Origin of the sequence: Halomonas sp. LBP4, from assembly GCF_003202205.1 — a bacterium.
In the GTDB taxonomy this organism is placed as follows: domain Bacteria; phylum Pseudomonadota; class Gammaproteobacteria; order Pseudomonadales; family Halomonadaceae; genus Halomonas; species Halomonas flagellata.
This window is the reverse complement of record NZ_PDOG01000001.1, coordinates 1,305,432-1,329,525: the sequence shown is the minus strand read 5'-3', so window position 1 is coordinate 1,329,525 and position 24,094 is coordinate 1,305,432. Positions and strand designations below refer to the sequence as shown.

The window sequence follows — 24,094 nt, the reverse complement described above, 5'->3', positions numbered from 1 at the left end:
TCAAGCCTGTTGCCTGACCGGAAATCCTGTCGATGAACGAACTGTCGAACGAGACGCGGGCACTGGCGGTGGTTCTGGAAGCAGACCCCGACGTGGCCGCCGTCCTGTCGTTGCAGCTTCACGTACTGGGCATGGAGAGCCGCTACTACCGTCAGGGAACCCAGTTGCTGGACGAGATCGCCCACTGTCAGCCGCAGCTGGTGATCATGAGCCTGGAGTTCGGCGAACTGGACGGCATCGCCATGCTGCGGCTGCTGGCCGAGCGCCGCTATCGGGGGCGGATACTGCTGCTCAGCGGGGTGGAGCGCAAGATCGTGCGCATCGCCGAGCGCGTCGGCCTGACCCTGGGGCTGCAGATGCTGGGCTCGCTGGACAAGCCCATGCGGCTGACCGAGCTGCGCCAGCGTCTCGGTAGCCTGCGGGTCGGCCGCGAAGCGCCGGCGGAGGTCGAGGGCGACCCGGTGTTCACCACCGAGGAGCTCGAGCAGGCCCTCGAGCGGCGGGAACTCACCGTTCACTACCAGCCCCAGTTCGAGCTTGCCTCGGGCTGCCTGAGCGGGGTCGAGGCCCTGGTGCGCTGGGCCCATCCCGAGATCGGACTGCTCGGACCGGCCAGCTTCCTGCCCCTGCTCACCACGGCCCAGAGCAAGCGTCTGACCCGCCACGTGCTGCGGCAGGCCCTGGCCGATGCCGAGCAGTGGAGGCAGATGGGGCTGGTGCTGTCGCTGTCGGTCAACGTCACCGCCGATGACCTGATGAGCCCCGACCTGCTGGCGCTGACCCGGCACCGTGCCCCGGGCGAGCCACCGCTGGTGGTGCTCGAGATCACCGAGACCGCGGCCATGGACGACGAGCTGCTGGGCAGCGAGGTCGCCGCCCGGCTGCACCTCAACGGCATGGAGGTCTCGGTGGACGATTTCGGCGTGGGCTTCTCGTCGCTCTCCCGGCTGCAGCTGCTGCCGATCAGCGAACTCAAGGTCGACCGCAGCTTCGTGGGCCATCTGCACGAGGAGTCCCAGGATGCCGCCATCGTCGAGGCGGTGGCCCTGCTCGGCCGCCGGCTGGGCATCCGCGTGGTGGCCGAAGGGGTCGAGGAGCTGAGCTGTCTGGCGCTTCTCGAGCGCTACGGCTGCACCCACGTCCAGGGCTTCGGCCTGTCGCGGCCGGTGCCGGCGGAGGCGATCCCCGAGCTAGCCCGCACTCAACTGCCGATCCGCTCCAGTATCGCCGCCAGCGGCGCGTCGCTGGGCAGCACCCCGTAGGCCGGCCCGGCCTCGTCGCCGAGCCGGGCGCGGCAGAAGGTCGTGGCCACCTCGGGCGGGGCGTGGCGCAGCAGCAGGGCGGCCTGCAGGCACTGGGCCAGGCGCTGGGCGAGCCAGCGTGCCCGGGGCTCGAGCTCCTCCGCGGGGCGCGCCAGCTCGCGCTCCAGCCCGGCCAGGGCGCGGTCGAAGTCGTCCTGCTGGCCATGGGCCTGGGCGAGCTCCATGCGCAGCGCGGCCACCGCCTCGGGGTGGCGCGAGAACACCCGCAGCAGGTCGAGGCAGATCACGTTGCCCGACCCCTCCCAGATCGAGTTCACCGGCGCTTCCCGGTAGAGCCGGGCCAGCGGTGTCTCCTCCACGTAGCCGATGCCGCCGAGGCACTCCATGGCCTCGGCCATGAAGCCCGGCCCGCGCTTGTTGTGCCAGTACTTGGCCAGTGCGGGGAGCACCCTAGCCAGGGCACGCTCGTGCTCCTGGTCCATGCCGTCGAAGGCCCGGGCCGTGCGCATCACCAGCGCCAGGCCGGCCTCCACCTCCAGCGCCAGGTCGGCGATCACCTGCCGCATCAGCGGCTGTTCGGCCAGGGCGCGGCCGAAGGCGTGGCGCTCGCGCACGTGGCGCCACGCCTCGCCCAGCGCCTGGCGCATCATGCCCACCGGGGCGGTGGCGGCATCCAGGCGGGTCTGCTGCACCATGGCCAGGATGGTGGCGACGCCGCGGCCCGGTTCGCCCACCGCCTCGGCCCAGGCGCCGCGGTACTCGATCTCCGCCGAGGCGTTGGCGCGGTTGCCGCACTTCTCCTTGAGCCGCTGCAGCTCGATGGCGTTGCGCTCGCCGTCGGGGGTAAAACGCGGCACCAGGAAGCAGGAGAGCCCCTCGTCGCTGCGAGCCAGGGTCAGGAAGGCATCGGACATGGGCGCGCTGCAGAACCACTTGTGGCCGGTCAGCCACCAGCCATCCTCCCCGGGCTCGGCGCGCGTGGCATTGCTGCGAACATCGCTGCCGCCCTGCTTCTCGGTCATCGCCATGCCGAAGGTCAGCCCGCTCTTGTCGGCGGCGGGCAGGGGGCGGGGATCGTAGTCCCAGGCCAGCAAGCCGGTGGCCCAGCGGGCCTCCAGGCGCGATGACTGGCGCAGCACCGGCATGGCGGCATGGGTCATGGTGATCGGGCAGCAGAAGCCGGGCTCGGCCTGGGTCAGCAGGTAGAGGGCGGCGACATGGGCCTGGTGGCCGCCGCGCCCCTCTTCCTGCCAGGCCACGGCATGCCAGCCATGGTCGATGGCCAGGTGCATCAGCTCGTGGTAGGCGGGATGGTACAGCACCTCGTCGAGGCGCCGGCCATGGCGGTCGAAGAGTCGCAGCTCCGGCGGGTGGCGGTTGGCCGCCTCGCCCAGCGCCTGGACGCGAGCGCTGCCGGTCTCGCGGCCCAGGGCCGCGAGGCGCCGGGCCACCCAGTCGGGGGCCTCACGGCCCAGGGCCTCGCGCAGGGGCAGGTCCGTGGCGAGCAGGTCGCGGTCTCCACCGGGGGCGGGCTGGTTGGTCACCTCGTGGGTGGCCAGTCGTGTGCGGGGGGCATGGTCGGACATGGGCGAAGACTCCCTGTTACCTGCCTCTTTCGAGCATGGTGGCCGGGAGCCTCCGGGTCAACGCGGCGCTGCCTGCGCGTGACGCTGTCGACGGGACTGGTTAGGCTGAAGGCATTTCGCAGGGAGAATGCCATGACCGACGCCCTCCGGCCCGAGGCGTTGCCGACGCCACGCATCGCCGACGAGAGCATCCAACTGGTGGATGCCCGCAACCGCCCCTGTGGCAGTGCCTCCCGGGTGCAGATGCGGCGCTTCCGTTTCTGGCATCGCGCCACCTACATCGTGGTGCGCAATGCCCGCGGCGAGATCTGCGTGCAGCGCCGCACCCTGACCAAGGAGGTCTTCCCGGGCGGGCTCGACCTGGCCGCCGGTGGCGTGGTGGGGGCCGGCGAGGCGGTCCATGTGGCGGCCCGCCGCGAGCTGGCCGAGGAACTGGGCATCCATGGCGTGCCGCTGCGCCATGTGCGGGAGTTCGTCCACGCCGAGGGCGGCCACCATATCTTCGGCAGCCTCTTCCTGGTCGACCATGACGGGCCGCTGACGCTGCAGGCCGAGGAGGTCGCCGACGCCTTCTGGCTGCCCCCCGCCGAGGCGCTGGCCCTGGAGGCGGTCACCCCGGATACCCGCCAGGCGGTGGAGGCGCTGCTCGAGGCCGGCGCCCTGGAGCCGGCGCCATGAACCGCCAGGCGCGGATCGACAGCCTCGAGGCGGTGGTCGCCGCCCTCGAGGGGGTGGTGCTGGGCAAGTCCCGGGAGGTGCGCCTGGCGCTCTGCTGCCTGCTGTGCCGCGGCCACCTGCTGATCGAGGACCTGCCGGGGCTCGGCAAGACGACCCTGGCCCAGGCCCTGGCGCGGGTCACCGGGCTCGACATGCAGCGTCTGCAGTTCACCAGCGACCTGTTGCCTGCCGACGTGCTGGGGGTCTCGGTGTTCGATCCCCGCGAGGCGCGTTTCACCTTCCACCCGGGGCCGGTGTTCCACGGGGTGGTGCTGGCCGACGAGATCAACCGGGCCACCCCCAAGACCCAGAGCGCCCTGCTCGAGGCGATGGAGGAGGGGCGGGTGACCGTGGAGGGCGAGACCCGCATGCTGCCGGACCCCTTCTTCGTCATCGCTACTCAGAACCCCCAGGAGCAGGCGGGCACCTTCGCCCTGCCGGAATCCCAGCTCGACCGCTTCCTGATGCGCCTCTCCCTGGGCTACCCGGACCCGCGGGCCGAGCGGGAGATCCTGCGTGGCCAGGCCGGGCGGGTGAAACTGGCCTCGCTGCCGGTGCTGCTCGATGCCGAGCGGCTGCAGGCCTGGCAGGCACGCCTGGCCGATATCCATGTGGCCGAGGCCCTGTTCGACTATGTCCAGGCGCTGGCAGCGGCCAGCCGCGAGCATCCGGAGCTGGCCTGGGGGCTCTCCACCCGCGGCGTGCTGGCGCTGCTGCAGGCCGCGCGGGGCTGGGCGCTGCTCGAGGGACGCGACCATGTGCTGCCCGAGGACGTCCAGGCGGTCTGGGTGGCGGTGGCGGGGCATCGCCTCAGCAGCGGGCGGCGCGAGGAGGGCGAGGCCCTGGCGCGCCACCTGCTCGTTCGCGTGCCGGTGATGGGGTAGCGTGGCCATGCCCGATCGAGTCGCCTCCGACTGGCGTGAGCGCCTGCGCCGCCGCTGGCTGGGGCGCTTGACGGCGTCACTCTGGGCGCCCCTGCCGCAGAGTCGCCTGTTCCTGCTGCCGACCCGCTTCGGCCTCGGCTGGGCGGGGCTGGTGGTGCTGCTGGTGCTGTTCGGCATCAACTACCAGAACAACATGGCCCATGCGCTGGCGTTCTGGCTGTTCGCCCTCGGCGTGGTGGTGCTGCTGCGCACCTGGCGCAACCTGCTCGGGGTGAGGGTCGCCCTGCGCCTGCCCCAGGAGGTCTTCGCCGGCAACGAGGCGCGCCTCGGGGTGAGCCTGGAGGGGAAGCGGTCGCGCACTGCCCTGGTGCTGCATGCCGGCGGGGCCTCGGCGCAGGCGGACCTGCCCGAGGGTCGCGGCGAGACGACCCTGGCGCTGCCGGCGCCCCGCCGCGGGGTGCAGTCGCTTCCGCCGCTGCGCATCGAGAGCCGCTGGCCGTTGGGACTGGTGCGGGTGGTGGCCTGGCTCGAACCGGGAGGCCGGCTGCTGGTCTATCCCCGGCCGCTCGACGCGGACGAGCCGCTGCATCGCCGCGCCGGCGCCGGCCTCGACGCCAGCGACTTCGCCGGGTTGCGCCGCGCCGAGCCTGGCGACAGCCCCGCCCGGCTGGCCTGGAAGCAGTGGAGTCGCACCGGCGTGCTTGCCGCCAAGGTCTTCAGCGTGCCGCCGCGCCAGCAGCTGTGGCTCGACTACGATGCCTGCCAGGGCGAGGCCGAGCGGCGCCTCTCGGTGCTCTGTGCCCGGGTGCTGGCCCACCACCAGGCCGGCGATCGCTTTGGGCTGCGCCTGCCGGGCCTGACCCTGGCCCAGGGCGAGGGGGCCCGCCAGCGGCGGCTGGCCCTCGAGGCGCTGGCGCACTTCGACCCGGCGACGGCGAGCCCGGAGGAGGGGGCGTGATGCGTCGGCGACCGCCCGCGGGGCTCGGCCCGGCCCCGGCGGTGCTGGCCGACGGCCGCGCCCTGAGTGCGGCCATGCTGCGCCAGCTGTTCGTCGGCCAGTGCCTGGTACTCGCCCTGCACCTGCCCTGGATGCCGGCCTGGCTGGCGGGGCTCGCCGTGGCGGTGGCGGGCTACCGCCATCTGCAGCTGCGACGACGCCTGCCGCGGGCCAGCCTGCTGCTGCGGCTCACGGCCGTGGGCGGCCTGCTGGCGGCGCTATGGCTGGAGTTCGGCACCCTGTACGGCGTGGACGGCCTGATCGGCCTGCTGCTCGGGGTCTACCTGCTCAAGCTGCTCGAGACCCACGACCGACGCGATGCCCGGGTGGTGGTGATGATCGGCGTGGTCGCCACCAGCGGGGCCTTCCTGCACGACCAGGGCCTCCTCATGGCCGGCGCCGCGCTGCTGGCCCTGGGCTGGCTGGTGCAGTCGCTGGTATGGCTGAGTGGGGCCTCCGGGGCTCGCCAGGCCTGGCGGGAGACGGCCTGGCTGCTGGGGCTCTCGGCGCCGCTGATGGCGCTGCTGTTCGTCACCTTCCCGCGCGTCGGGCCGTTGTGGAACCTGCCCCAGGTGAACCGAGCCTCCACCGGCCTCACCGACGAGATCGCCCCCGGCGACATCGCCGAGTTGTCGCGCAGCGATGCCCGGGCCTTCCGGGCGCGTTTCGAGGGCCGCGAGCCGTCTCCCCATGAGCGCTACTGGCGGGTCTACACCCTGTCGCATTTCGACGGCGTGCGCTGGTCCCGGACCGCCCCGCGCGAGCTCTCCTCGGTGCTGGGGCGCCCGCTCGACCACTTCGCGCGGGAGGGGCAGCACACGCCCTGGACGGACGACGCTCCCCGGTTCACCACCGAGCTGCTGCTCGAGCCCGACAGCCGGCCCTGGCGACCCTCGCTGGGGACGCCACTGGCCAGCGACAGCCGCCAGCGCTTCCTCGCCGACGGCACCCTCGAGGGGCTGTCGCCGCTGGGCTCCCGCAGCCTGCTGCGCCTTGCGAGCAGCGGTGCGGCGCCGTCCAATCCCGATCCGGCGGGGCCCGCCTGGCAGGCGATGCTGCCGGCAGAGGGCAACCCGCGTACCCGGGAACTGGCCGAGCGCCTGCGGCGCGAGAGCGGCGGTGACGCCCGCGCCTTCCTCGCCGCGGCGATGGCGCGCTTCGGCGAGGCGCCCTTCCGCTATACGCTCTCGCCGCCGCGGTTGAGCTCCGCCGACCGGGTCGACGAGTTCCTGTTCGGGAGCCGCGCCGGCTACTGCACCCACTATGCCTCGGCGATGGCGGTGCTGGCCCGGGCGGTGGGGATTCCCGCCCGGATAGTGGTGGGCTTCCTCGGCGGCGAGTGGCACCCGGATGGTCATGTCACGGTGCGCGACTACGACGCCCATGCCTGGGTCGAGGTGTGGCTGGACGGGGCCTGGCGGCGCCTGGATCCCACCGGCGTGATCGCCCCGGAACGCATCGAGGAGGGCCCCCAGGCGATCCGCGACGGCCGGGAGGCCTTCCTGGCCGATGCGCCCTTCTCGGCGCTGCGTCTGCGCGAGCTGGGCTGGGCCAACCAGCTGCGCCTGGAGTGGGAGCGCCTGGAGTATCGCTGGCAGCGCGGGGTGATCGGGTATCAGCGTGCGTCGCGCGCCGCGCTGATGGAGCGCGTCAGCGAGCGGCTGCGGGCCCTCTGGGCCTGGCTCATCGAGGTCTCGCCGGGGCGTGGGATCCTGGCGGCCGTGGCGACCCTGCTGGTCACCCTGGGTGGGCTGGCGGGGGGCGCGTGGCTGCTGTGGCTGGGGTGGCGGCATCACCGCCGCGGTCGCGACGAACGGGCCCTGCTGCTGGTCCTGCAGGCCTGGCTGGCGCGGCGTGGCCTGGGGCCGGCGCCCGGGGAGTCCCCGGCGGCGCACCTGCGACGTATCGCGCCACGGGCGGGCGCGGCCGGCCCGGCCCTGGAGGAGAGCGCCCGCCACATCGAGCGGCTGGCCTATGCCCCAGTGGGGAGCGCGGAGCGTCGCGAGCGGCAGCGTCGACTGGCGCGGCGAGTGGCCGAAGCGCGCCGGCGGCTGGGGCGTCGGAAATCCTCTGCCCCATGAGCCGGGACCGTCGAGGCTGGCATGCGGCCGGCGGGCGTGGCATCGTGGACACCATCACCCCTGAAGCTTCGACCATGTCAATTCACGATTACCAATGCCGCAACTATCGCGGCGAGCCCTTCAACCTCGGTGCCCTGCGCGGCCAGGTGCTGCTGATCGTCAACGTGGCCAGTCGCTGCGGCTTCACCCCTCAGTTGCGGGAGCTCGAGCGGCTCTACCGCCGCTATCGCGACCGGGGGTTCACCGTGCTGGGCTTTCCCTGCAACCAGTTCGGCCACCAGACACCGGAGTCGGCGCAGGACTTCTGCGCCTTCAGCGAGCGGGAGTACCGGGTCAGCTTTCCGCTGATGGAGAAGGTCAAGGTCAACGGGCCGGAGGCCCACCCGCTGTTCGTGGAGCTCAAGCGCCAGGCGCCTGGCGTACTGGGGACCACCCTGATCAAGTGGAACTTCACCAAGTTCCTGGTGGGCCGCGATGGCCGGGTGATCCACCGTTTCTCGCCCCGGGACGGCGAGTTGGAGCTTCGCGAGGCGCTGGAGAAGGCCCTCGATGAGCCCTGACGGCCGTTCGCTCAGGGCATCTCGCCGCGCTCGACCATCAGCCGCGCCATCGGCTCGTTCCAGCTCGGAGGCATGAGCCGGGTCATCCGGTTCGGTCAGGGCATCTCGCCGCGCTCGACCATCAGTCGCACCATCAGCTCGTTCCAGCGGTGACGGGTCATCATGGTAGTGAGCCCGGAGAACAGGGCCCAGCTCTTGCGGCGCCACCCCTTGAGGCGCAGGTTGTGCGCCACCAGCTGTTTCATCAGCTTGTGGTCGTCGAAGCCGCGCCATTCGCCGACCACCGACATCTGGTGGCGTGCCAGCACCGGCGCGAGCTCCAGGCGGAAGATCCACTCCAGTTCGCGCAGCGTCAGCCCGTGACGTTCGATCTCCTCGATCATGCGGGCATAGTCGCGTTCGCCGGGCTCGCGTTCGAGCCACAGCGGCGCTAGCGTCAGCCACAGCTCGCCGCGCTCGTCGACCAGGGTCTGTGCATCCATATCGTGCCTCCAGCATGAGGGCTTGCCCGGGAAGAGCATCCTGCCCCAGCCGCCGACGCGGCTCAAGGGCGGACAGGATGCGACGTGGTCGCTAGAATGTGGCCACTGTCATTCCGAATCAACGGGCGAGGCCAGGTTCCCCGCCCGACACCCATCAGCGAGGTCTGTCGTGATCATCAAACCCAAGGTTCGCGGTTTCATCTGCACCACCACTCACCCCGTCGGCTGCGAGAAGAACGTGCTCGAGCAGATCGAGGCCACCCGGGCCCGCGGCCTGGACAAGAGTGCCGGGCCCAAGAAGGTGCTGGTGATCGGCGCCTCCAGCGGCTACGGCCTGGCGGCCCGCATCACCGCGGCCTTCGGCTACGGCGCCGACACCCTGGGGGTGTTCTTCGAGAAGCCGGGCAGCGAGAAGAAACCGGGCACCGCCGGCTGGTACAACAGCGCCGCCTTCGACCGCTTCGCCAAGGCCGAGGGCCTCTACAGCAAGTCGATCAATGGCGACGCCTTCTCCCACGAGGCCCGCGAGAAGGCCATCGAGCTGATCCAGCAGGATCTGGGCCAGGTCGACCTGGTGGTCTACTCGCTGGCCTCGCCGGTACGCAAGCTGCCCGACAGCGGCGAGCTCAAGCGCTCGAGCCTCAAGCCGATCGGCGAGCCCTACCGCGCCACCGCCATCGATACCAACAAGGACACCATCATCGAGGCCGAGGTCGAACCCGCCACCGAGCAGGAGATCGAGGACACCAAGGCGGTGATGGGCGGCGAGGACTGGGAGCTGTGGATCGATGCCCTGGACAGGGCGGGCGTGCTCGCGCCCGGGGCCCGCAGCGTGGCCTTCAGCTATATCGGCACCGAGATCACCTGGCCGATCTACTGGCACGGGGCCCTGGGCAAGGCCAAGGAGGACCTGGACCGGGCCGCCGGCGAGATCGACGCCAGGCTCAAGGCCAGCGGCGGTGGCGCCAACGTGGCGGTGCTCAAGTCGGTGGTGACCCAGGCCAGCGCCGCCATCCCGGTCATGCCGCTCTACATCGCCATGGTCTACAAGGTGATGAAGGAGCAGGGCCTGCACGAGGGCACCATCGACCAGCTCAACCGCCTGTTCGGCGAGCACCTCTATTCATCTCAAGGACGGGGTGGCAGCTTGGATACCGACGAGGCCGGCCGCCTGCGCCTGGACGACTGGGAGCTGCGCGCCGATGTCCAGCACGCGTGCAAGGCGCTGTGGCCGAAGGTGACCACCGAGAATCTGTTCGAGATAACCGACTATGCTGGTTACAAGCACGAGTTCCTCAAGCTGTTCGGGTTCGAGCGCGACGACGTGGACTATGACGCCGACGTGGATCCCGTGGCGGAATTCGATGTCGTAAACCTGTAGGCGGGCATTCCCGACCCGGCGTCTTCCCGGGCCACGCGCCTGCCACTCATCGACGACGGGATGAGCAGGAGGTCCGTATGGATACCAGGGAACGCAAGACCCCGGAGGAAGAAAGGAACCACGTGATGGGACAGCGTACTCCGGAGGACTACGACAACCCCGAGCCGGACGAAGAGCAACCCGAGGCGAAGGCCCCCTCGCACGGGCTCCATCGCGTGTTGCCCATCGTCATCGTCGTCCTCGGCCTGGTGGTGGCGGCGATGCTGATCTTCAGCGGTGGTGTCATCGACTGACCTCCCGCCACCGGGCCGACCGGTCCGGTGGCGCCTGATCCCTGACCCGTTGTGAGGCGGGGCTGTGGTTCGCCCCGGCCTTGGGTAAGATAAGCCTTTGCCCGGCCAAGGCTCCGCTTCGCATGTCCGACTCCGTATCTCCTTCCCGCACGTCGACCCTGACGCGGCATGTCGGTGTCGTGGTGCTGCCCGGCTTCTCGCTGCTGGCCCAGGCCTGCGCCACCGAGCCGCTGGCGGTGGCCAACCAGCTCGCCGGCCGGACCCTCTATCGCCTCACCACCTTCGGACTCGATGCCCGGCCGGTGACCAGCGGCTCCCAACAGGTACTGCTGCCCCACGAGCAGGCCGGCGAGGCCTTCGCCGGGCTCGACCTGCTGCTGGTGTGTGCTTCCGGGCCGCTGGCGTCGGGGGTGCCCGAGTCCCTCTTCGCGTGGCTGAAGCGGCTGGCGGCCAGGGGGGTGGTCCTGGGGGGCATCGGCGGCGGGACCGAGGTGCTGGCCCGGGCCGGGGTGCTCGACGGCTACCGGGCCACGCTGCCCTGGCAGCGCTTCGACGCCTTCGCCCGCGCCTACCCCCGGGTGCGGCTCTCCCAGCAGCTGTTCGAGATCGACCGCGACCGCCTGACCTGCGGCGGCGGTACCGCGGCCATGGACATGATGATGACCCTGATCGGCAGCCAGCAGGGCAGCCAGCTGGCCGAACGGGTCTCGGAGCACTTCGTGCTCGAGCGGGTGCGCATGGGCGACGAACCCCAGCAGGTCTCGCTGCGCTCGCGGCTGGGGCATGCCCCCCAGAGCCTGATCGAGGCGGTGTCCCTGATGGAGGCCAACATCGAGGAGCCGCTCAGCACCCATGAGCTCGCCGAGCACCTGGGCATCTCGCGGCGCCAGCTCGAGCGGCTGTTCAAGAAGTACCTGCAGGCGGTCCCCAGCCGTTACTACCTGGGCCTGCGGCTGCAGCAGGCGCGCAAGCTGCTGCGCGAGAGCGACCGCCCCGCCGGCGAGATCGCCCTGCAGACCGGCTTCTCCTCGGCGGCGCACTTCTCCACCGCCTACCGCAATCATTTCGGCGTGACGCCGCGGGAAGAGCGTCTGTCCTGAACGTCCATTCGACGCGGGAGGCACGCTTGAGCGCCCTGAGGCCCCATCTGTTCCTGCTGCCGGCGTTCACCATGCCTGGCGCCTGCTGGGGGATTGCCTCCTGCCGGCCCAGGTCGTCGGCGGCCAGGTGGTCGTCGTCGGGGTCTGGTGCACCATGGCAGGAGCGGCATCGGGCGACCTGAACGGGAGGCGTCGCGCGAGCTGAGCGGGCGTCGGCGAGAAGGGCCACCGCCTGCCTCGCCGCGGCGTTTACACAAATTGGGGTCCCATTGCTGAAAGCTTCCCTCGACGCCGCTCCCTATACTCGAGTCTCATCCAGTGATTCCTGACCGATGGAGTGGAGACCGACATGAGCCAGACCCCGACCCGCGCCGACTTCGACCGTTACATGGTGCCCAACTACGCCCCCCAGAAGGCGATACCGGTGCGCGGCGAGGGGAGCCGCCTGTGGGACCAGGAGGGGCGCGAATACATCGACTTCGCCGGCGGCATCGCCGTCAACTCGCTCGGCCATTGCCATCCGGTGCTGGTCGAGGCCCTCACCGCGCAGGCGAACCGTCTCTGGCACCTCTCCAACGTCTACACCAACGAGCCGGCGCTGGCCCTGGCCCGCAGCCTGGTCGAGCGCACCTTCGCCGACAAGGTCTACCTCTGCTCCTCCGGCGGCGAGGCCAACGAGGCGGCCCTCAAGCTGGCCCGGCGCTGGGCCCATGACCACCATGGCGAGCACAAGCACCGCATCGTCTCCTTCGCACAGTCCTTCCACGGCCGCACCTTCTTCACCGTCAGCGTCGGCGGCCAGCCCAAGTACTCCGCTGGCTTCGGCCCGGTGCCCGGCGGCATCGTGCACGGCGAGTTCAACGATCTCGACAGCGTGCGCGACCTGATCGACGACGACACCTGTGCGGTGATGGTCGAGCCGATGCAGGGAGAGGGCGGCATCGTGCCCGCCACGCCCGAGTTCCTCCAGGGACTGCGCGACCTGTGCGATGCCCACGACGCCCTGCTGATCTTCGACGAGGTGCAGACCGGTGCCGGCCGTACCGGCTCGCTCTTCGCCTACCAGCAGTACGGCGTGACGCCGGACATCCTGACCAGCGCCAAGTCGCTGGGGGGCGGCTTCCCGGTGGGCGCCATGCTGACCACCGATGCCGTCGCCGGGGTCTTCACCCCGGGGACCCACGGCTCCACCTACGGCGGCAACCCGCTCGCCTCGGCGGTGGCGCTCGCCGCCGTCGAGTTCATCGACACCCCCGAGGTGCTCGCGGGCGTGCAGCAGCGCCACGACCTCATCCGCGAGCACCTGGAGACGATCAACCGCAAGCACGGCGTGTTCCGCGAGATCCGCGGCATGGGGCTGCTGATCGGCGCCGAGATGGCCCCCGGCTACGCGGGCCGGGCCAAGGACATCCTGCCGCTGGCCCTCGAGGAGGGGCTGATGGCGCTGATCGCCGGGCCCAACGTGCTGCGCCTGGCGCCGTCGCTGGTGATTCCCGAGGCCGACATCGCCGAGGGCATGGCACGCCTCGAGCGGGCCGTGGCGCGGCTGGTGGCGGCGCAGTGAGTCGCGGCCCCGCCATGGATGACGACGTATCCCGATCCGGAGGTACCGCCATGCTGGTCGTACGCCCCGTCCGCCCGGCGGACCTGCCGGCCCTGGAACGGCTGGCCGGGACCGCCACCCCGCGGCTGACCAACCTGCCGGCCCATCGCGACCGCCTCGAGGAGCGGATCACCCGCTCCCGCCAGGCCTTCGGCCACGAGGTGGAGTTTCCCGGCGACGAGCACTACACCTTCGTGCTCGAGGACCTGGAGCGCGGCGAGGTGGTGGGGACCGCCACCGTGCGCGCCCAGGCCGGCGCCCGCGAGGCCTACTACACCTATCGCCAGGAGACGCTGATCCACGCCTCGCAGCAGCTCGACGTGCGTCGCGAGGTGCAGACCCTGGCGCTCTCCCACGAGGTCTCCGAGGCGAGCCTGCTGTGCGCCCTGTCGCTGGACCCGCGCTACAAGGGGACCAGCGCCGAGAGCCTGCTGCGCCGGGCGCGGCTGATGTTCATCGCCCAGTACCCGGAGCGCTTCGCCGACATCCTGGCGATGGCCTTCCCCGGCTACCTGGACGACAGCGGCGAGTCGCCGTTCTGGAACAGCGTGGGTCGCCACTTCTTCGTCCGCGACTACCAGGAGATCAACTACCTGGCCGGGGTGCGCTCGAAGAGCTTCATCGCCGAGGTGATGCCGCAGTTCCCGCTCTACCTGGCGCTGCTCACCCCCCAGGCCCGGGCCGCCATCGGTCGCGAGCACCCCGACCACGAGGAGGCCCTGGCCGAGATGCTGGCCGAGGGTTTCCTGCGCTCGCGCCACGTGGACATCTTCGATGCCGGCCCGGTGATCAAGGGCGAGCGCGAGCGGTTCGCCAGCTTCCGGCGGGCCGCCTGGCACCCGGTACGCATCCGCCCGGACCACGCCCTGCCCGATGCCGAGCCGGCCATGATCGCCAACCAGCAGCTGGCGGACTTCCGCTGCATGGTGGCGCGCTATGCGCTGTCGCCCACCGGCCAGCTGATGCTCTCGCCCGAGCACGCCGACCTGCTGGGGGTGGAGGAGGGCCGCGCGGTGCTCGCGGCGCCGTTGGCGCTGCCGGGGGCGGGCGAGCACGACCCGGGCTATGACGAGGGAGAACTGTGATGCGCATTCGACCCATTGCCGAAGGCGACCTGGACGACCTGCAGGCCCTGGCCCGGGAAACCGGCGTGGGCTTCACCTCGCTGCCCGACAACCGCGACTTCCTGGCCGCCAAGATCGCCTCCGCGGTGAGCGCCTTCGAGGAACGCATCCCGGTGGACCGGCGACTCTACTTCTTCGTGCTCGAGGACGAGGTCCAGGGCAAGCTGGCCGGCTGCTGCGCCATCGAGGGACAGGTGGGGCGCGAGGTGCCCTTCTATCACTACCGGCTGGGCACCCTGGCCCACTCCTCGGTGCAGCTCGACATGCATCGCACCATCGATACGCTGTTCCTGAGTTCCGACCATACCGGCGATGCCGAGGTGGCCTCGCTGTTCCTGCGCCCGGAGTACCGCGGCACCGACCACCGTCACCAGCGCAACGGCGCCCTGCTGTCGATGATGCGCTGGCTGTTCATGGCCGAGTTCCGCGACCGTTTCCCGGACAAGGTGCTGGCGGAGATGCGCGGCGTCTTCGACGAGCACGGCAGGAGCCCCTTCTGGCACTGCCTGGGCAGCCACTTCTTCCCGCTGGACTTCGATGAGGCGGACAAGCTCACGGGGCTGGGACAGAAGAGCTTCATCGGCGAGCTGATGCCCAAGTTCCCGATCTACACGCCCTTCCTCTCGGAGGAGGCGCGGGCCTGCATCGGCCAGGTCCACGCGCAGACCCGGCCGGCGCTGGCGATGCTGAAGAAGGAGGGCCTGCGCTGGGAGGGCTACATCGACATCTTCGACGGTGGCCCCACGGTGGAGGCCTACATCGACGACGTGCGCGGCGTGCGCCTGTCGCGCCACTGCCGGGTGGAGGTCAAGGCCGGCGCCACGCCTACCGAGGCCCGTCCCCGCTGGCTGGCGGCCACCACCGGCATGGCAGGTTTCCGGGCCGCCTGGGTGGGGCGCGGGCCCGACGCACATGACGTATTGACACTGAGCGAGGAGGAAGCGCGGCGGCTCGAGGTCGCCGCGGGCGATACCCTGCGCATACTGGATACCGAGGAGGAGGCGTGATGAAGGCGAGACGGCAACTGCTGATCGACGGCCACTGGCAGGAGGGAAGCGGCGAGCACTTCGCCAAGCACGACCCGGTGTCCGACGAACGCCTCTGGCAGGGAGGAGCCGCCAGCGAGGGGCAGGTCGAGGCGGCGGTGGCCGCGGCGCGCCGCGCCTTCCCGGCCTGGGCCCGGACGCCGTTCGCCGAGCGCCAGGCGCTGGTGGAGCGCTTTCGCGAGGTGCTGGAGTCCCATCGCGAGGACCTGGCCACGGCCATCGCCCACGAGACCGGCAAGCCGCTGTGGGAGGCGCGCACCGAGGTGGGGGCGATGATCGGCAAGGTGGCGATTTCGATCCGCGCCTACCAGGAGCGTACCGGCGAGCGCCGCCGCGACCTGGGCGACGCGACGGCGGTACTGCGCCATCGCCCCCACGGCGTGATGGCGGTGTTCGGCCCCTACAACTTCCCCGGCCACCTGCCCAACGGCCATATCGTGCCGGCGCTGCTGGCCGGCAACAGCGTGGTGTTCAAGCCCAGCGAGCAGACCCCGCTGACCGCCGACCTCACCCTGCAGTGCTGGCAGGAGGCCGGGCTCCCCGACGGCGTGATCAACCTGGTGCAGGGGGCGGCCACGACGGGCCAGGCGCTCTCCGCCCACCCCGGCATCGATGGCCTGCTGTTCACCGGCAGCGCCCGGGTCGGCGGGATCCTGCATCGCCAGCTTGCCGGCCAGTTCGACAAGATCCTGGCGCTGGAGATGGGTGGCAACAATCCGCTGGTGGTGAAGGACGTGCCCGACCAGGACGCCGCGGTGCTGACCATCCTGCAGTCGGCCTTCCTCTCCGGTGGCCAGCGCTGCACCTGCGCGCGGCGGCTGATCGTGCCCGAGGGGCAGGTCGGTGACCATCTGCTCGACGCGCTCAGTGACGCCATCTTGCGGCTGCGGGTCGCCGGCCAGTTCGCGGAGCCGGCCCCCTTCTATGGCGGCCTGGTGAGTGCCCGGGCGGCGGACGGCCTGCTCAAGGCCCAGGACGACCTGGAGGCGTTGGGTGGCGTGGTGCTGTCGCGCATGGAGCGCCTGGAGGCGGGCACCAGCCTGCTCAGACCGGCGCTGATCGATGTCACCGGCCTGCCGGTGCCGGACGAGGAGCACTTCGGCCCGCTGCTCAAGGTAAGCCGTTACCAGAGCTGGGATGAGGCCATCGCCCTGGCCAACGACACCCGCTACGGCCTCTCCGCCGGCCTGATCGGCGGCGAGCGCGCCGACTGGGACGACTTCCTGCTGCGCATCCGCGCCGGGATCAATAACTGGAACCGCCAGACCACCGGCGCCTCCGGCGACGCTCCCTTCGGTGGCGTCGGCGAGAGCGGCAACCACCGTCCCAGCGCCTTCTATGCCGCCGACTACTGCGCCTATCCGGTTGCCTCGATGGAGAGCGAGGACCTGCACCTGCCGGACCAACTGCCGCCGGGGGTAATCCTATGATTCTGCAAGTGACCCCATCGCCGTCTACGGCGCTGCCAGCGCGCTCTCTCACTGGCGCCGCCGACTACTGCGCCTATCCGGTTGCCTCGATGGAGAGCGAGGACCTGCACCTGCCGGACCAACTGCCGCCGGGGGTAATCCTATGATTCTGCAAGTGACCCCATCGCTGTCTACGGCGCTGCCAGCGCGCTCTCTCACTGGCGCCGTCGACTACTGCGCCTATCCGGTTGCCTCGATGGAGAGCGAGGACCTGCACCTGCCGGACCAACTGCCGCCGGGGGTGGTGTTATGAGCGTCCGCGAGGTCAACTTCGATGGCCTGGTGGGGCCGACCCACAACTACTCGGGCCTGGCCCTGGGCAACGTGGCCTCCATGACCCACGAGGGGCTGGTGGCCAACCCCAGGGAGGCCGCCCTGCAGGGCCTGGCCAAGATGAAGGCGCTGATGGAGGCCGGCTACGCCCAGGGGGTGCTGCCGCCCCATCAGCGCCCGGACCTGGGGGCGCTGCGCTCGCTCGGCTTCACCGGCAGCGATGCCGAGGTGCTGGCCCGGGCGGCGGGCGAGGCGCCGCAGATCCTGCGCGCGGTCTGTTCGGCCTCGAGCATGTGGACGGCCAATGCCGCCACCGTGACGCCGAGCGTCGACGCCCCGGATGGCCGGGTGCACTTCACCCCGGCCAACCTGCAGTCGAGCTTCCATCGCTTCCTGGAGCCGGCGACCACGGCGCGGGTACTGGCGGCGATCTTCCGCGACGAGGCGCGTTTCGCCCATCATCCGGTGTTGCCGGCGAGCCCGGCCTTTTCCGACGAGGGGGCGGCCAACCACACCCGGCTCTGCGGCGGTCACGGCGAGCCCGGCGTGCACCTGTATGTCTATGGCCGCGAGGCCTTCGGCTGGGGGCTCGACAAGAGCGTGGCCCCCAGGCGCTTCCCGGCCCGCCAGACCCTGGAGGCGAGCCAGGCGGTGGCGCGCCAGCACGGCCTCGGCGAGTCGCAGACGGTGTTCGCCCAGCAGCATCCCGACGCCATCGACGCCGGGGTCTTCCACAACGACGTCATCGCCGTGGGCAATGGCCCGGTGCTGCTCTACCACGAGATGGCCTTCCTCGACGAGCGGGCCACCCTGGACGAGCTGCGCGCCAAGCTCGCCACGCCGTTGATTCCGGTGCGGGTGCCGGCCGAGGCGGTCAGCCTCGAGGACGCCGTGGCCTCCTACCTGTTCAATTCGCAGCTGCTCTCCAACCCGGACGGCTCCATGACCCTGGTGGTGCCCGGCGAGTGCCAGGAGCGCGAGAGCGTCTGGCGCACCCTCCAGGATCACCTGCTGGCGGGCCACAACCCGATCGCCGAGGTGGTGGTCAAGGACGTCAAGCAGAGCATGCGCAACGGCGGTGGCCCGGCCTGCCTGCGGCTGCGGGTGGTGCTCAGCGAGGCCGAGCGCGCCGCACTCTCCGGGCGGGTGCTGCTCGACGAGGCCCTTCACGGCGAGCTCACCGCCTGGGTCGAGCGCCACTACCGCGACCGCCTGGCGCCGGAGGACCTGGCCGACCCGCAGCTGGTCGTGGAGACCCGCGCGGCCCTGGACGAGCTGACGCGGATCCTGAAGCTCGGCTCGGTCTACCCCTTCCAACTGGGGTGAGGCGTCACCTCGACGCCTCCGCTACGATGGGTGTCGTGATCGATTCGGGGAGGCCATGATGGCGACACGCACAACGGGGGGCCGGGGAGGATGATGTCGGCGTCTTCCCCCCTGGCCGCCTACCGGCAGGCGGTCGAGCAGGGCGGCTTCGCGTCCGATGCGGCGCAGTGGCGGGCGGCCGATCATCTCGACCACTGCTTTCATGCCCTTCACCGGCAACAGGACGGCGTGACGGGCCAGGTGCCCGGCGTCTACCTGTGGGGGCCGGTGGGACGCGGCAAGACCTGGCTGATGGATGCCTTCCATCGGCGCCTCGACGTTCCTGCTCGTCGCCTGCACTTCCACCATTTCATGCGCTGGGTTCACCGGCGCCAGTTCCAGTTGCGCGGCACCGCCGACCCCTTGATGGCGCTGGCCCGGGAGCTGGGCGATGAGATTCGGGTGCTGTGCCTCGACGAGCTGTTCGTCAGCGATATCGCCGATGCGATGCTGCTCGGCCGGCTGCTGAGCGCGATGTTCGACCACGGGGTGACAATGGTCTGCACGTCCAATCAGGCACCCGACCAGCTCTATGCCGATGGCTTCAACCGGGACCGCTTCATCCCGGCCATTGCCGCCATCGAGCGGCATACGCAGGCGATCGAGCTGGACGGCGGCCAGGATCACCGGCTACACCCCGGCAAGGCGCACCCGCGCTACTGGGTGAAGCAGCCCGATCGGCCCAGTGCCCTCGCGGCAGTGTTCGAAAGCTTGCGCGGAGACCAGCGGGAGAGTCACGCGCCCATCGAGCTCGGCCATCGGTCGATCCCGGTGGTGCGACGCAGCGAACGGGTCCTCTGGTCTCGCTACGACGACCTGTGTGAGCAGCCGCTATCGGCGCTGGATTTCATCGCCCTCGCCGATCGCTTCACCCATATCCTGCTCGGTGAGGTCCCCTGCTTGAGCCAACGGGGACGGGGCACCGAGATCGCTCGGGGCACCGAGGACGGGGTAGCGCGTATCGAGGCCGGCGAGCGGTCGTTCCCCAAGCTGTCGCGGCAGGACGACGGCGTGCGTCGCTTCATTGCCCTGGTCGATGAGTGCTACGACCGGTGCATCCCGCTCTACCTCGAGGCCGAGGTGGGGCTGAGCGAACTCTATCCCCACGGCTACCTCGCCTTCCCGTTCCGGCGTGCCCTGAGCCGTCTGCAGGAGATGCAGCTGGAACGCTTCGGTATCGGCCCGTCGGCTGATCAATGGACCACTGCGCAAGGAGATCCCGAATGATCGATCGCCTGGAGATCGTTCGATTGACCGCCGAGTCCCCTCACCTCCCCCGGATTGCGGCCTGGCAGCATGCCGAGTGGGGGCACCTGACCTTTGGTGAGACGTCGGCGTCGCGGCTGTCGGCCCTTCGCGAGGAGTGCGGGGAGGCCGCCGGCGTGCCCTCGGCCTTCGTGGCCATGAGCGGGGGGCAGCCCGTGGGCACGGCGAGCCTGGTGGCGCAGGACATGGACGCACGACCCGCACTCTCGCCCTGGCTGGCGTCGGTGTTCGTGCTGCCCGAGTGGCGTGGCCGGGGCATCGCCTCGCGTCTCGTCCGGCGGGTCGAGGCCGAGGTGGCAGCGAGTGGCATCACCCGCTTCTATCTGTTCACTCCTGACCAGCAGGCGCTGTATCGCCGGCTGGGCTGGGAGGACCATGAAGTGCTCGACTATCGTGGCGAGGCCGTGACCATCATGGCCCGCCTGGTCGATGCGTCGGCCTGACGGCCGTTCCACGAGCCCGGACTGCCGTCAGGCGGTCTCGTCGGAAATCGGCGTCAAGGGGTAGCCCGCGGCTTCCCAGTCTCGCTTGCCGCCGACATAGTGGTATACCCGCGTGTAACCCAGGCGTTCGAGGCGCTCGGCCGATCGGCCGGCGCGCTTGCAGGTCGTGCTGGCACAGTAGACCACGATCGGGATGTGCTTGTCGGGCAGTAGCGCCGGGGCCCGCGCCAGGATGTCATCGGAGACGATATTGATGGCCCCCGGGAGGTGGCCCTTGGCGAAACTCTTCGCCGGCAGGGTATCGATCAGCACGAACTCATGGCCCTGTACTTGCCAGGCGCGCAGCGTCTCTGTCGCTATCGGAGTCATCGGTGCCATGGCCTATGTCGTGTCGGTGGGCTTGCGCGGCAGGTAGGCGTCCAGTCCCCACAGCAGGATCCCGAACAGCAGGTGCGGCAGCAGGGAGGCCGGAATCAGCCGGGGACCGATACCCAGCCCGGCGATCCCCCAGCCCACCACCGGAAAGAAGATCACCAGGATCACCAGCCACAGCGCCGCGGCAAGCCCCAGGGCCGTCTTGATGTTGCGTTGCGGGAAAAATCGCACGAACACCACGCACCAGAAGGTCACGTAGACGGTGTGGAACAGCAAGCCGACGGGTAGCGGCAGGCTGCGTGCCAGGATCGTTTCGGCGAAGGCCAGCGAGGGCGGTTGGGGGAAGGGGGAGACCCCCAGCCCCATCAGGGCACCCATCACCAGCGCCGTCAGCAGGGAAACGATCAGCCCGATTCCGATGGCGCGTGGCCAGGAACGGCCGGATGGTTGGACATCATTCATGCTGAACTCCTTGATCCGAATGGGCGTGAGTGAGCCGTCGTCACCGTCTTGCGGAGGGGCAGCGCGGGCCACACGCCTCGGGCGTGTCGGCACAGCAGGCGCCCACCAGGCCATCCGCCAGGTCGAGCAGGTCGCTGAAAGCCGCGGTATAGATCATGAACTGCCCTTCCCGGCGTGAGCTGACCAGGCCGACATGGGCCAGCTTCTGCAGGTGGAACGTCAGGGCGCTGGGCGCGATGCCCAGGGATTTCCCCAGTTTTCCGGCCGGCAGGCCGGCGGGACCGGCCCGTACCAGTGCCCGCACGATCGCCAGGCGCACGGGATGCGCCAGGGCGCCGAGTCGCTTGACCATCAGCTCATCGTTCATGTGCTTCATCGTTGCATGAATTCATGAATTATTGAAATATAGATTATGACTAGGGTCATGACGGGTATCGATGATGCCGCGATGCCCTTCGCCGGCACGCCGCGCTCGGCCAGGGCATGCCTGGGCGTTCGCGGCGTGCGGCATTCGCTCAGCCGCCCGTGGCGGCACCCCCGACCACGCCGCCGCGCAGGCCGCTCTGGTTGTCGCTGGTCCTCAGGTGGCTGGCCACGGCGTCTTCCGGGGAGCCGGCCATCTCGCGGAACATGCCCATCGAGCCGAGCAGGGCGCTGGACTCGTAGGGCACGAACACGCGTTCCCCTTCCCCGGCCATGGTCGGCAGGACCTTGATGTAACTCTGGCCCAGCAGGTAGCCGACTACGGTGCGCTTGTTCTCCTCGCTGTCGCCGATGGCATTGAGGACCAGCTTGATCGACTCCTGCTCGCCCTGGGCCCGCAGGATGGCGGACTGCTTGTCACCCTCGGCATTTAGGATCGCCGACTCGCGTTGGCCCTGGGCCTTGGCGATGGCGGCGGCCTTCTCGCCTTCGGCCTCGGTCACCGTGGCGCGGCGCTTGCGCTCGGCGGCCATCTGCAGGCGCATGGCGGTCTCCACCTCCTCGGGCATGGCGATGTCCTGTACCTCGACCCGCGAGATCTTCACCCCCCACTTGGAGGCGGGTTCCTCCATGGCGGCCTGGATCTCGTTGTTGACCTCGGCACGGGACTCGAACAGCTTGTCGAGCTCCATCTTGCCGACCACCGAACGCAGGGTGGTCTTGGCCAGCACCTCCACCGCCTGGCTCATGTTCTCCACCTCGTAGACGGCCCGCTTGGGGTCGATGACTTGGTAGTAGAGGGCGCCATTGATGGTCACCGTGACATTGTCGGTGGTGACCACCGGCTGGCCGGGGAAGTCCATCACCGTCTCGCGGCGGTCGATGCGGATCTCGTCGCTGGTGATGGCGTGATAGTCATCACCCATCTTCCGGTAGCGGATCATGGTGATGGCGCGGGGCTGCTCGAGGAAGGGGATGATGATGTTGATCCCGCTCTCGAGCAGCCGGTGGAACGACCCCAGGCGCTCGATGACCATGACCTCGGACTGGCGCACGATCACCAGCCCCTTGACGGTGATCAGGATGCCGATGACGACGACGATCAGGCTGAGGATCAGGCCCGGGCTGAGTGGTAGGTCCATGTTCACTGCTCCCTGTGTGGTGTGGAGGTGTTGCTCGTTGTGGATGACGCGGGGGGGGCGGACGAGACGAGGGCGGTGGTGCCGTCGAACCTCTCGAAGGTCACCAAGGTACCCGCCGGCAGCTCGGTGGCGCCGGTTTCCACCACCCGCAGGCGGTAGAAGTCGCCATTGATCTTGATGCCGGTGGCACCGTCGAAGTCGCGCTTGAGGGTGGTGTAGGTGCGATGCTTCTCCACCCCGGTACCGGTGGTGCCATAGGCCACGCCACGGGGCGAGAAGCGGGGCCGGATCACCATCACCGCCAGCGGCACCAGCAGCCCCGAGAACACGCCCATGCCCAGCAACTGCCAGGGCAGCGACAGCCCCAGGGCGGCCAGGCCGGCGGTCAGGGCGGCGGCCACGCCCAGCGCCAGCAGCACCAGGCCGCCGGACATCAGTTCCGCCAGGCCCAGCAGCAGGGCGATGGTCAGCCAGAGATAGGCGAGGTTCCACTCCATGGTGGCTCCGGTCCGGGGGGTGAGGCAAGCAGCTCCGAGAGTAACAGATTGTCAATCGTCGGTAGTGCTCCTGTCAGTAGAATTGTGATGCCTTGCCCGGTTCGACACGGCCACGCCCCGAGGCGGTTGCCCCGGGGCGTGGCCGTGGCGGGTCGGTCTTACTCGGCGGCGCCGCGGGCGGCTTCCAGCCACTCGTCGACCATCTCGCGGTTGGCGTCGATCCACTCGGCCACCAGCGGACGGATCTGGTCGTCGGTGAGATCCTGTTCGTCCATGGCGCCGTCCACCTCGCTGATCCACTCCAGCGGCAACCGCACCTGACGGAACAGCTCGGCGGCGGCGGGGTTGGCCTCGAGGAAGTCGTTGTTGGCCGCGACCTGGATATCGGCGGCCACGAAGCCCATCTCGACGGGATCGCTGACCGCGCCCTCGACACCCTCGGTCCGCTCGGCCTCGTCCTCGACGATGCCCGGGGCGTTGATCCACATCACGTCTTCACCGGGCACCAGCGACAGCAGCCAGGCGCTGGGGCCCCAGGTGTAGTAGAGCGCCGGTTCGCCGTTCCGGATGCGCGACAGGGCCTCGGCGAAGTTGGCGGCGTAGCCGGCATCCACGTGGTTGATATGGTCGCGCAGCTCGAACTTGTCGAGCATGGCGTTGATGCCCTCGTGGCAGCCCCAGCCGGGGGGGCAGCCGAACAGGTCGGCCTTGCCGTCACCGGTGGCGTCGAAGGCGGCCTTCACCTCGTCGCGGGTGAAGTCATCGATCCCGGTGATGTCGTACTCCTCGATCGAGGGGGTATCCACCAGGTAGCCCTGGATGCCGCAGGCCGGGCAGTGGGGATCGAAGAGGGTGGCGACGTCGTGGAAGCCATCCGGCAGCTGCGGGTCGTGCAGCGGGAACCAGCCGTTGGGCCAGTAGTCGGCGTCGCCTTCGGTGATCGCCAGGTAGGCGACCGGGTTCGAGAGCGAAATGGGGGCCTGGACGTCGTAGCCGAGTTCGGTGAGCAGCTCGACGAATACCCAGCTCACGGGCACCGCCGAGGTCCAGGTCGCCATGGCCGGCTGCACCGACACGCCCTCGCCGGGCTGGTCGGCTGCCGTGTTCTCGGTGGCGGTGAGGGCCCAGGCCGCGGCGGCGGCCAGTACGGCCCACTTCAGCGGACGCGCAGTGCGGGCATGGTATTTCATCGCTTCAGCCTCCCTGGCAACCTGTCGGACTTGACGCCGATCTACTGCGAAACCCGTGTCTCTCGCGACGATC

24 protein-coding genes are annotated in these 24,094 nt (G+C 70.1%); 16 read left to right on the top strand and 8 right to left on the bottom strand.

The features are described 5' to 3' along the window. Positions 1–32 precede the first annotated feature (32 nt). The gene (locus tag CR157_RS06115; RefSeq protein WP_110282593.1) at positions 33–1,262 is read left to right on the top strand and encodes an EAL domain-containing response regulator; all 1,230 of its coding nucleotides are present in this window, start codon (positions 33–35) and stop codon (positions 1,260–1,262) included. On the opposite strand, the gene CR157_RS06110 is transcribed toward CR157_RS06115, so the two are convergent. Continuing rightward, positions 1,202–2,848: an acyl-CoA dehydrogenase family protein gene (locus tag CR157_RS06110; protein WP_110282592.1), complete on the bottom strand. Its 1,647-nt coding sequence runs from the start codon at positions 2,846–2,848 to the stop codon at positions 1,202–1,204. The genes CR157_RS06115 and CR157_RS06110 overlap by 61 nt on opposite strands. Positions 2,849–2,980: 132 nt before the next feature. Here CR157_RS06110 and CR157_RS06105 point away from each other — a divergent pair, with 132 nt between their 5' ends. The 5 genes from CR157_RS06105 (at position 2,981) to CR157_RS06085 (ending at position 8,087) form a co-directional block, all read left to right on the top strand. Then, on the top strand, positions 2,981–3,526 hold the full coding sequence (locus CR157_RS06105; RefSeq protein WP_110282591.1) for an NUDIX hydrolase: 546 nt from the start codon (positions 2,981–2,983) through the stop codon (positions 3,524–3,526). Continuing rightward, a complete protein-coding gene (locus tag CR157_RS06100; protein WP_110282590.1) occupies positions 3,523–4,449 on the top strand; it encodes an AAA family ATPase in 927 nt (308 codons plus the stop codon). Before CR157_RS06105 ends, CR157_RS06100 begins: the two co-directional genes overlap by 4 nt. Positions 4,450–4,456: 7 nt before the next feature. Beyond that, positions 4,457–5,407, top strand: a complete 951-nt coding sequence (locus CR157_RS23205) for a DUF58 domain-containing protein (protein ID WP_146218654.1) — start codon at positions 4,457–4,459, stop codon at positions 5,405–5,407. After that, entirely contained in the window at positions 5,407–7,527 is a 2,121-nt protein-coding gene (locus CR157_RS06090; protein WP_110282588.1) for a transglutaminase family protein, read from the top strand. Before CR157_RS23205 ends, CR157_RS06090 begins: the two co-directional genes overlap by 1 nt. Positions 7,528–7,601: 74 nt before the next feature. Then, on the top strand, positions 7,602–8,087 hold the full coding sequence (locus CR157_RS06085; protein WP_110282854.1) for a glutathione peroxidase: 486 nt from the start codon (positions 7,602–7,604) through the stop codon (positions 8,085–8,087). A gap of 95 nt (positions 8,088–8,182) precedes the next feature. Here the strand turns inward: CR157_RS06085 and CR157_RS06080 are convergent, their stop codons facing one another. Beyond that, a complete protein-coding gene (locus CR157_RS06080) occupies positions 8,183–8,569 on the bottom strand; it encodes a DUF7079 family protein (RefSeq protein ID WP_110282587.1) in 387 nt (128 codons plus the stop codon). A gap of 169 nt (positions 8,570–8,738) precedes the next feature. On the opposite strand from CR157_RS06080, the gene fabV reads away from it, so the two are divergent. From fabV to CR157_RS06030, 10 genes are all read left to right on the top strand, one after another. Then, positions 8,739–9,950, top strand: a complete 1,212-nt coding sequence (gene fabV, locus CR157_RS06075; RefSeq protein WP_110282586.1) for an enoyl-ACP reductase FabV — start codon at positions 8,739–8,741, stop codon at positions 9,948–9,950. A gap of 77 nt (positions 9,951–10,027) precedes the next feature. Further along, positions 10,028–10,243: a hypothetical protein gene (locus tag CR157_RS06070; RefSeq protein WP_110282585.1), complete on the top strand. Its 216-nt coding sequence runs from the start codon at positions 10,028–10,030 to the stop codon at positions 10,241–10,243. Positions 10,244–10,365: 122 nt separating this feature from the next. Beyond that, on the top strand, positions 10,366–11,343 hold the full coding sequence (locus CR157_RS06065; protein ID WP_181421974.1) for a GlxA family transcriptional regulator: 978 nt from the start codon (positions 10,366–10,368) through the stop codon (positions 11,341–11,343). A 349-nt stretch (positions 11,344–11,692) separates the two neighbouring features. Next, the gene (locus CR157_RS06060) at positions 11,693–12,907 is read left to right on the top strand and encodes an aspartate aminotransferase family protein (RefSeq protein ID WP_110282583.1); all 1,215 of its coding nucleotides are present in this window, start codon (positions 11,693–11,695) and stop codon (positions 12,905–12,907) included. A gap of 50 nt (positions 12,908–12,957) precedes the next feature. Then, the gene (locus tag CR157_RS06055) at positions 12,958–14,031 is read left to right on the top strand and encodes an arginine N-succinyltransferase (protein WP_110282582.1); all 1,074 of its coding nucleotides are present in this window, start codon (positions 12,958–12,960) and stop codon (positions 14,029–14,031) included. Continuing rightward, positions 14,031–15,077 carry an arginine N-succinyltransferase gene (gene astA / locus CR157_RS06050; RefSeq protein ID WP_110282581.1) on the top strand — a complete coding sequence of 349 codons (1,047 nt, stop codon included), beginning with the start codon at positions 14,031–14,033 and terminating at the stop codon, positions 15,075–15,077. Before CR157_RS06055 ends, astA begins: the two co-directional genes overlap by 1 nt. Then, entirely contained in the window at positions 15,077–16,546 is a 1,470-nt protein-coding gene (gene astD, locus CR157_RS06045) for a succinylglutamate-semialdehyde dehydrogenase (RefSeq protein ID WP_110282580.1), read from the top strand. Before astA ends, astD begins: the two co-directional genes overlap by 1 nt. Positions 16,547–16,834: 288 nt before the next feature. Next, a complete protein-coding gene (gene astB, locus CR157_RS06040; RefSeq protein ID WP_110282579.1) occupies positions 16,835–18,184 on the top strand; it encodes an N-succinylarginine dihydrolase in 1,350 nt (449 codons plus the stop codon). A 93-nt stretch (positions 18,185–18,277) separates the two neighbouring features. After that, complete coding sequence (zapE, locus tag CR157_RS06035) at positions 18,278–19,450, top strand: cell division protein ZapE (RefSeq protein ID WP_110282578.1); 1,173 nt, start codon at positions 18,278–18,280, stop codon at positions 19,448–19,450. Next, entirely contained in the window at positions 19,447–19,932 is a 486-nt protein-coding gene (locus tag CR157_RS06030) for a GNAT family N-acetyltransferase (protein ID WP_110282577.1), read from the top strand. The genes zapE and CR157_RS06030 overlap by 4 nt, the downstream gene beginning before the upstream one ends. Before the next feature lie 27 nt (positions 19,933–19,959). Here CR157_RS06030 and CR157_RS06025 read toward each other — a convergent pair whose 3' ends face one another. From CR157_RS06025 to proX, 6 genes are all read right to left on the bottom strand, one after another. Then, on the bottom strand, positions 19,960–20,310 hold the full coding sequence (locus CR157_RS06025; RefSeq protein WP_258364074.1) for a rhodanese-like domain-containing protein: 351 nt from the start codon (positions 20,308–20,310) through the stop codon (positions 19,960–19,962). A 3-nt stretch (positions 20,311–20,313) separates the two neighbouring features. Continuing rightward, on the bottom strand, positions 20,314–20,769 hold the full coding sequence (locus tag CR157_RS06020) for a hypothetical protein (RefSeq protein WP_110282576.1): 456 nt from the start codon (positions 20,767–20,769) through the stop codon (positions 20,314–20,316). 40 nt (positions 20,770–20,809) lie between these two features. Beyond that, positions 20,810–21,136 carry an ArsR/SmtB family transcription factor gene (locus CR157_RS06015; protein ID WP_110282575.1) on the bottom strand — a complete coding sequence of 109 codons (327 nt, stop codon included), beginning with the start codon at positions 21,134–21,136 and terminating at the stop codon, positions 20,810–20,812. Between the two features lie 148 nt (positions 21,137–21,284). Further along, positions 21,285–22,334 (bottom strand): SPFH domain-containing protein, encoded by a 1,050-nt coding sequence (locus tag CR157_RS06010; RefSeq protein WP_110282574.1) that lies wholly within the window; start codon positions 22,332–22,334, stop codon positions 21,285–21,287. Positions 22,335–22,336: 2 nt separating this feature from the next. After that, positions 22,337–22,831: an NfeD family protein gene (locus CR157_RS06005; protein WP_110282573.1), complete on the bottom strand. Its 495-nt coding sequence runs from the start codon at positions 22,829–22,831 to the stop codon at positions 22,337–22,339. Positions 22,832–22,989: 158 nt separating this feature from the next. Next, on the bottom strand, positions 22,990–24,021 hold the full coding sequence (gene proX, locus CR157_RS06000) for a glycine betaine/L-proline ABC transporter substrate-binding protein ProX (RefSeq protein WP_110282572.1): 1,032 nt from the start codon (positions 24,019–24,021) through the stop codon (positions 22,990–22,992). Positions 24,022–24,094 lie beyond the last annotated feature (73 nt).

Bases quoted from the DNA above. Each gene is read 5' to 3' on its own strand.
- CR157_RS06100 (WP_110282590.1), top strand. From the start codon at position 3,523: ATGAACCGCCAGGCGCGGATCGACAGCCTCGAGGCGGTGGTCGCCGCC.
- zapE (WP_110282578.1), top strand. From the start codon at position 18,278: ATGTCGGCGTCTTCCCCCCTGGCCGCCTACCGGCAGGCGGTCGAGCAG.
- CR157_RS06010 (WP_110282574.1), bottom strand. From the start codon at position 22,334: ATGGACCTACCACTCAGCCCGGGCCTGATCCTCAGCCTGATCGTCGTC.
- astB (WP_110282579.1), top strand. From the start codon at position 16,835: ATGAGCGTCCGCGAGGTCAACTTCGATGGCCTGGTGGGGCCGACCCAC.
- proX (WP_110282572.1), bottom strand. From the start codon at position 24,021: ATGAAATACCATGCCCGCACTGCGCGTCCGCTGAAGTGGGCCGTACTG.
- CR157_RS06055 (WP_110282582.1), top strand. From the start codon at position 12,958: ATGCTGGTCGTACGCCCCGTCCGCCCGGCGGACCTGCCGGCCCTGGAA.
- CR157_RS06020 (WP_110282576.1), bottom strand. From the start codon at position 20,769: ATGAATGATGTCCAACCATCCGGCCGTTCCTGGCCACGCGCCATCGGA.
- CR157_RS06070 (WP_110282585.1), top strand. From the start codon at position 10,028: ATGGATACCAGGGAACGCAAGACCCCGGAGGAAGAAAGGAACCACGTG.
- CR157_RS06005 (WP_110282573.1), bottom strand. From the start codon at position 22,831: ATGGAGTGGAACCTCGCCTATCTCTGGCTGACCATCGCCCTGCTGCTG.
- astA (WP_110282581.1), top strand. From the start codon at position 14,031: ATGCGCATTCGACCCATTGCCGAAGGCGACCTGGACGACCTGCAGGCC.
- CR157_RS06105 (WP_110282591.1), top strand. From the start codon at position 2,981: ATGACCGACGCCCTCCGGCCCGAGGCGTTGCCGACGCCACGCATCGCC.
- CR157_RS06115 (WP_110282593.1), top strand. From the start codon at position 33: ATGAACGAACTGTCGAACGAGACGCGGGCACTGGCGGTGGTTCTGGAA.
- CR157_RS06060 (WP_110282583.1), top strand. From the start codon at position 11,693: ATGAGCCAGACCCCGACCCGCGCCGACTTCGACCGTTACATGGTGCCC.
- astD (WP_110282580.1), top strand. From the start codon at position 15,077: ATGAAGGCGAGACGGCAACTGCTGATCGACGGCCACTGGCAGGAGGGA.
- CR157_RS06110 (WP_110282592.1), bottom strand. From the start codon at position 2,848: ATGTCCGACCATGCCCCCCGCACACGACTGGCCACCCACGAGGTGACC.
- CR157_RS06015 (WP_110282575.1), bottom strand. From the start codon at position 21,136: ATGAACGATGAGCTGATGGTCAAGCGACTCGGCGCCCTGGCGCATCCC.
- CR157_RS06025 (WP_258364074.1), bottom strand. From the start codon at position 20,310: ATGGCACCGATGACTCCGATAGCGACAGAGACGCTGCGCGCCTGGCAA.
- CR157_RS06065 (WP_181421974.1), top strand. From the start codon at position 10,366: ATGTCCGACTCCGTATCTCCTTCCCGCACGTCGACCCTGACGCGGCAT.
- CR157_RS06085 (WP_110282854.1), top strand. From the start codon at position 7,602: ATGTCAATTCACGATTACCAATGCCGCAACTATCGCGGCGAGCCCTTC.
- CR157_RS06030 (WP_110282577.1), top strand. From the start codon at position 19,447: ATGATCGATCGCCTGGAGATCGTTCGATTGACCGCCGAGTCCCCTCAC.
- CR157_RS23205 (WP_146218654.1), top strand. From the start codon at position 4,457: ATGCCCGATCGAGTCGCCTCCGACTGGCGTGAGCGCCTGCGCCGCCGC.
- CR157_RS06090 (WP_110282588.1), top strand. From the start codon at position 5,407: ATGCGTCGGCGACCGCCCGCGGGGCTCGGCCCGGCCCCGGCGGTGCTG.
- CR157_RS06080 (WP_110282587.1), bottom strand. From the start codon at position 8,569: ATGGATGCACAGACCCTGGTCGACGAGCGCGGCGAGCTGTGGCTGACG.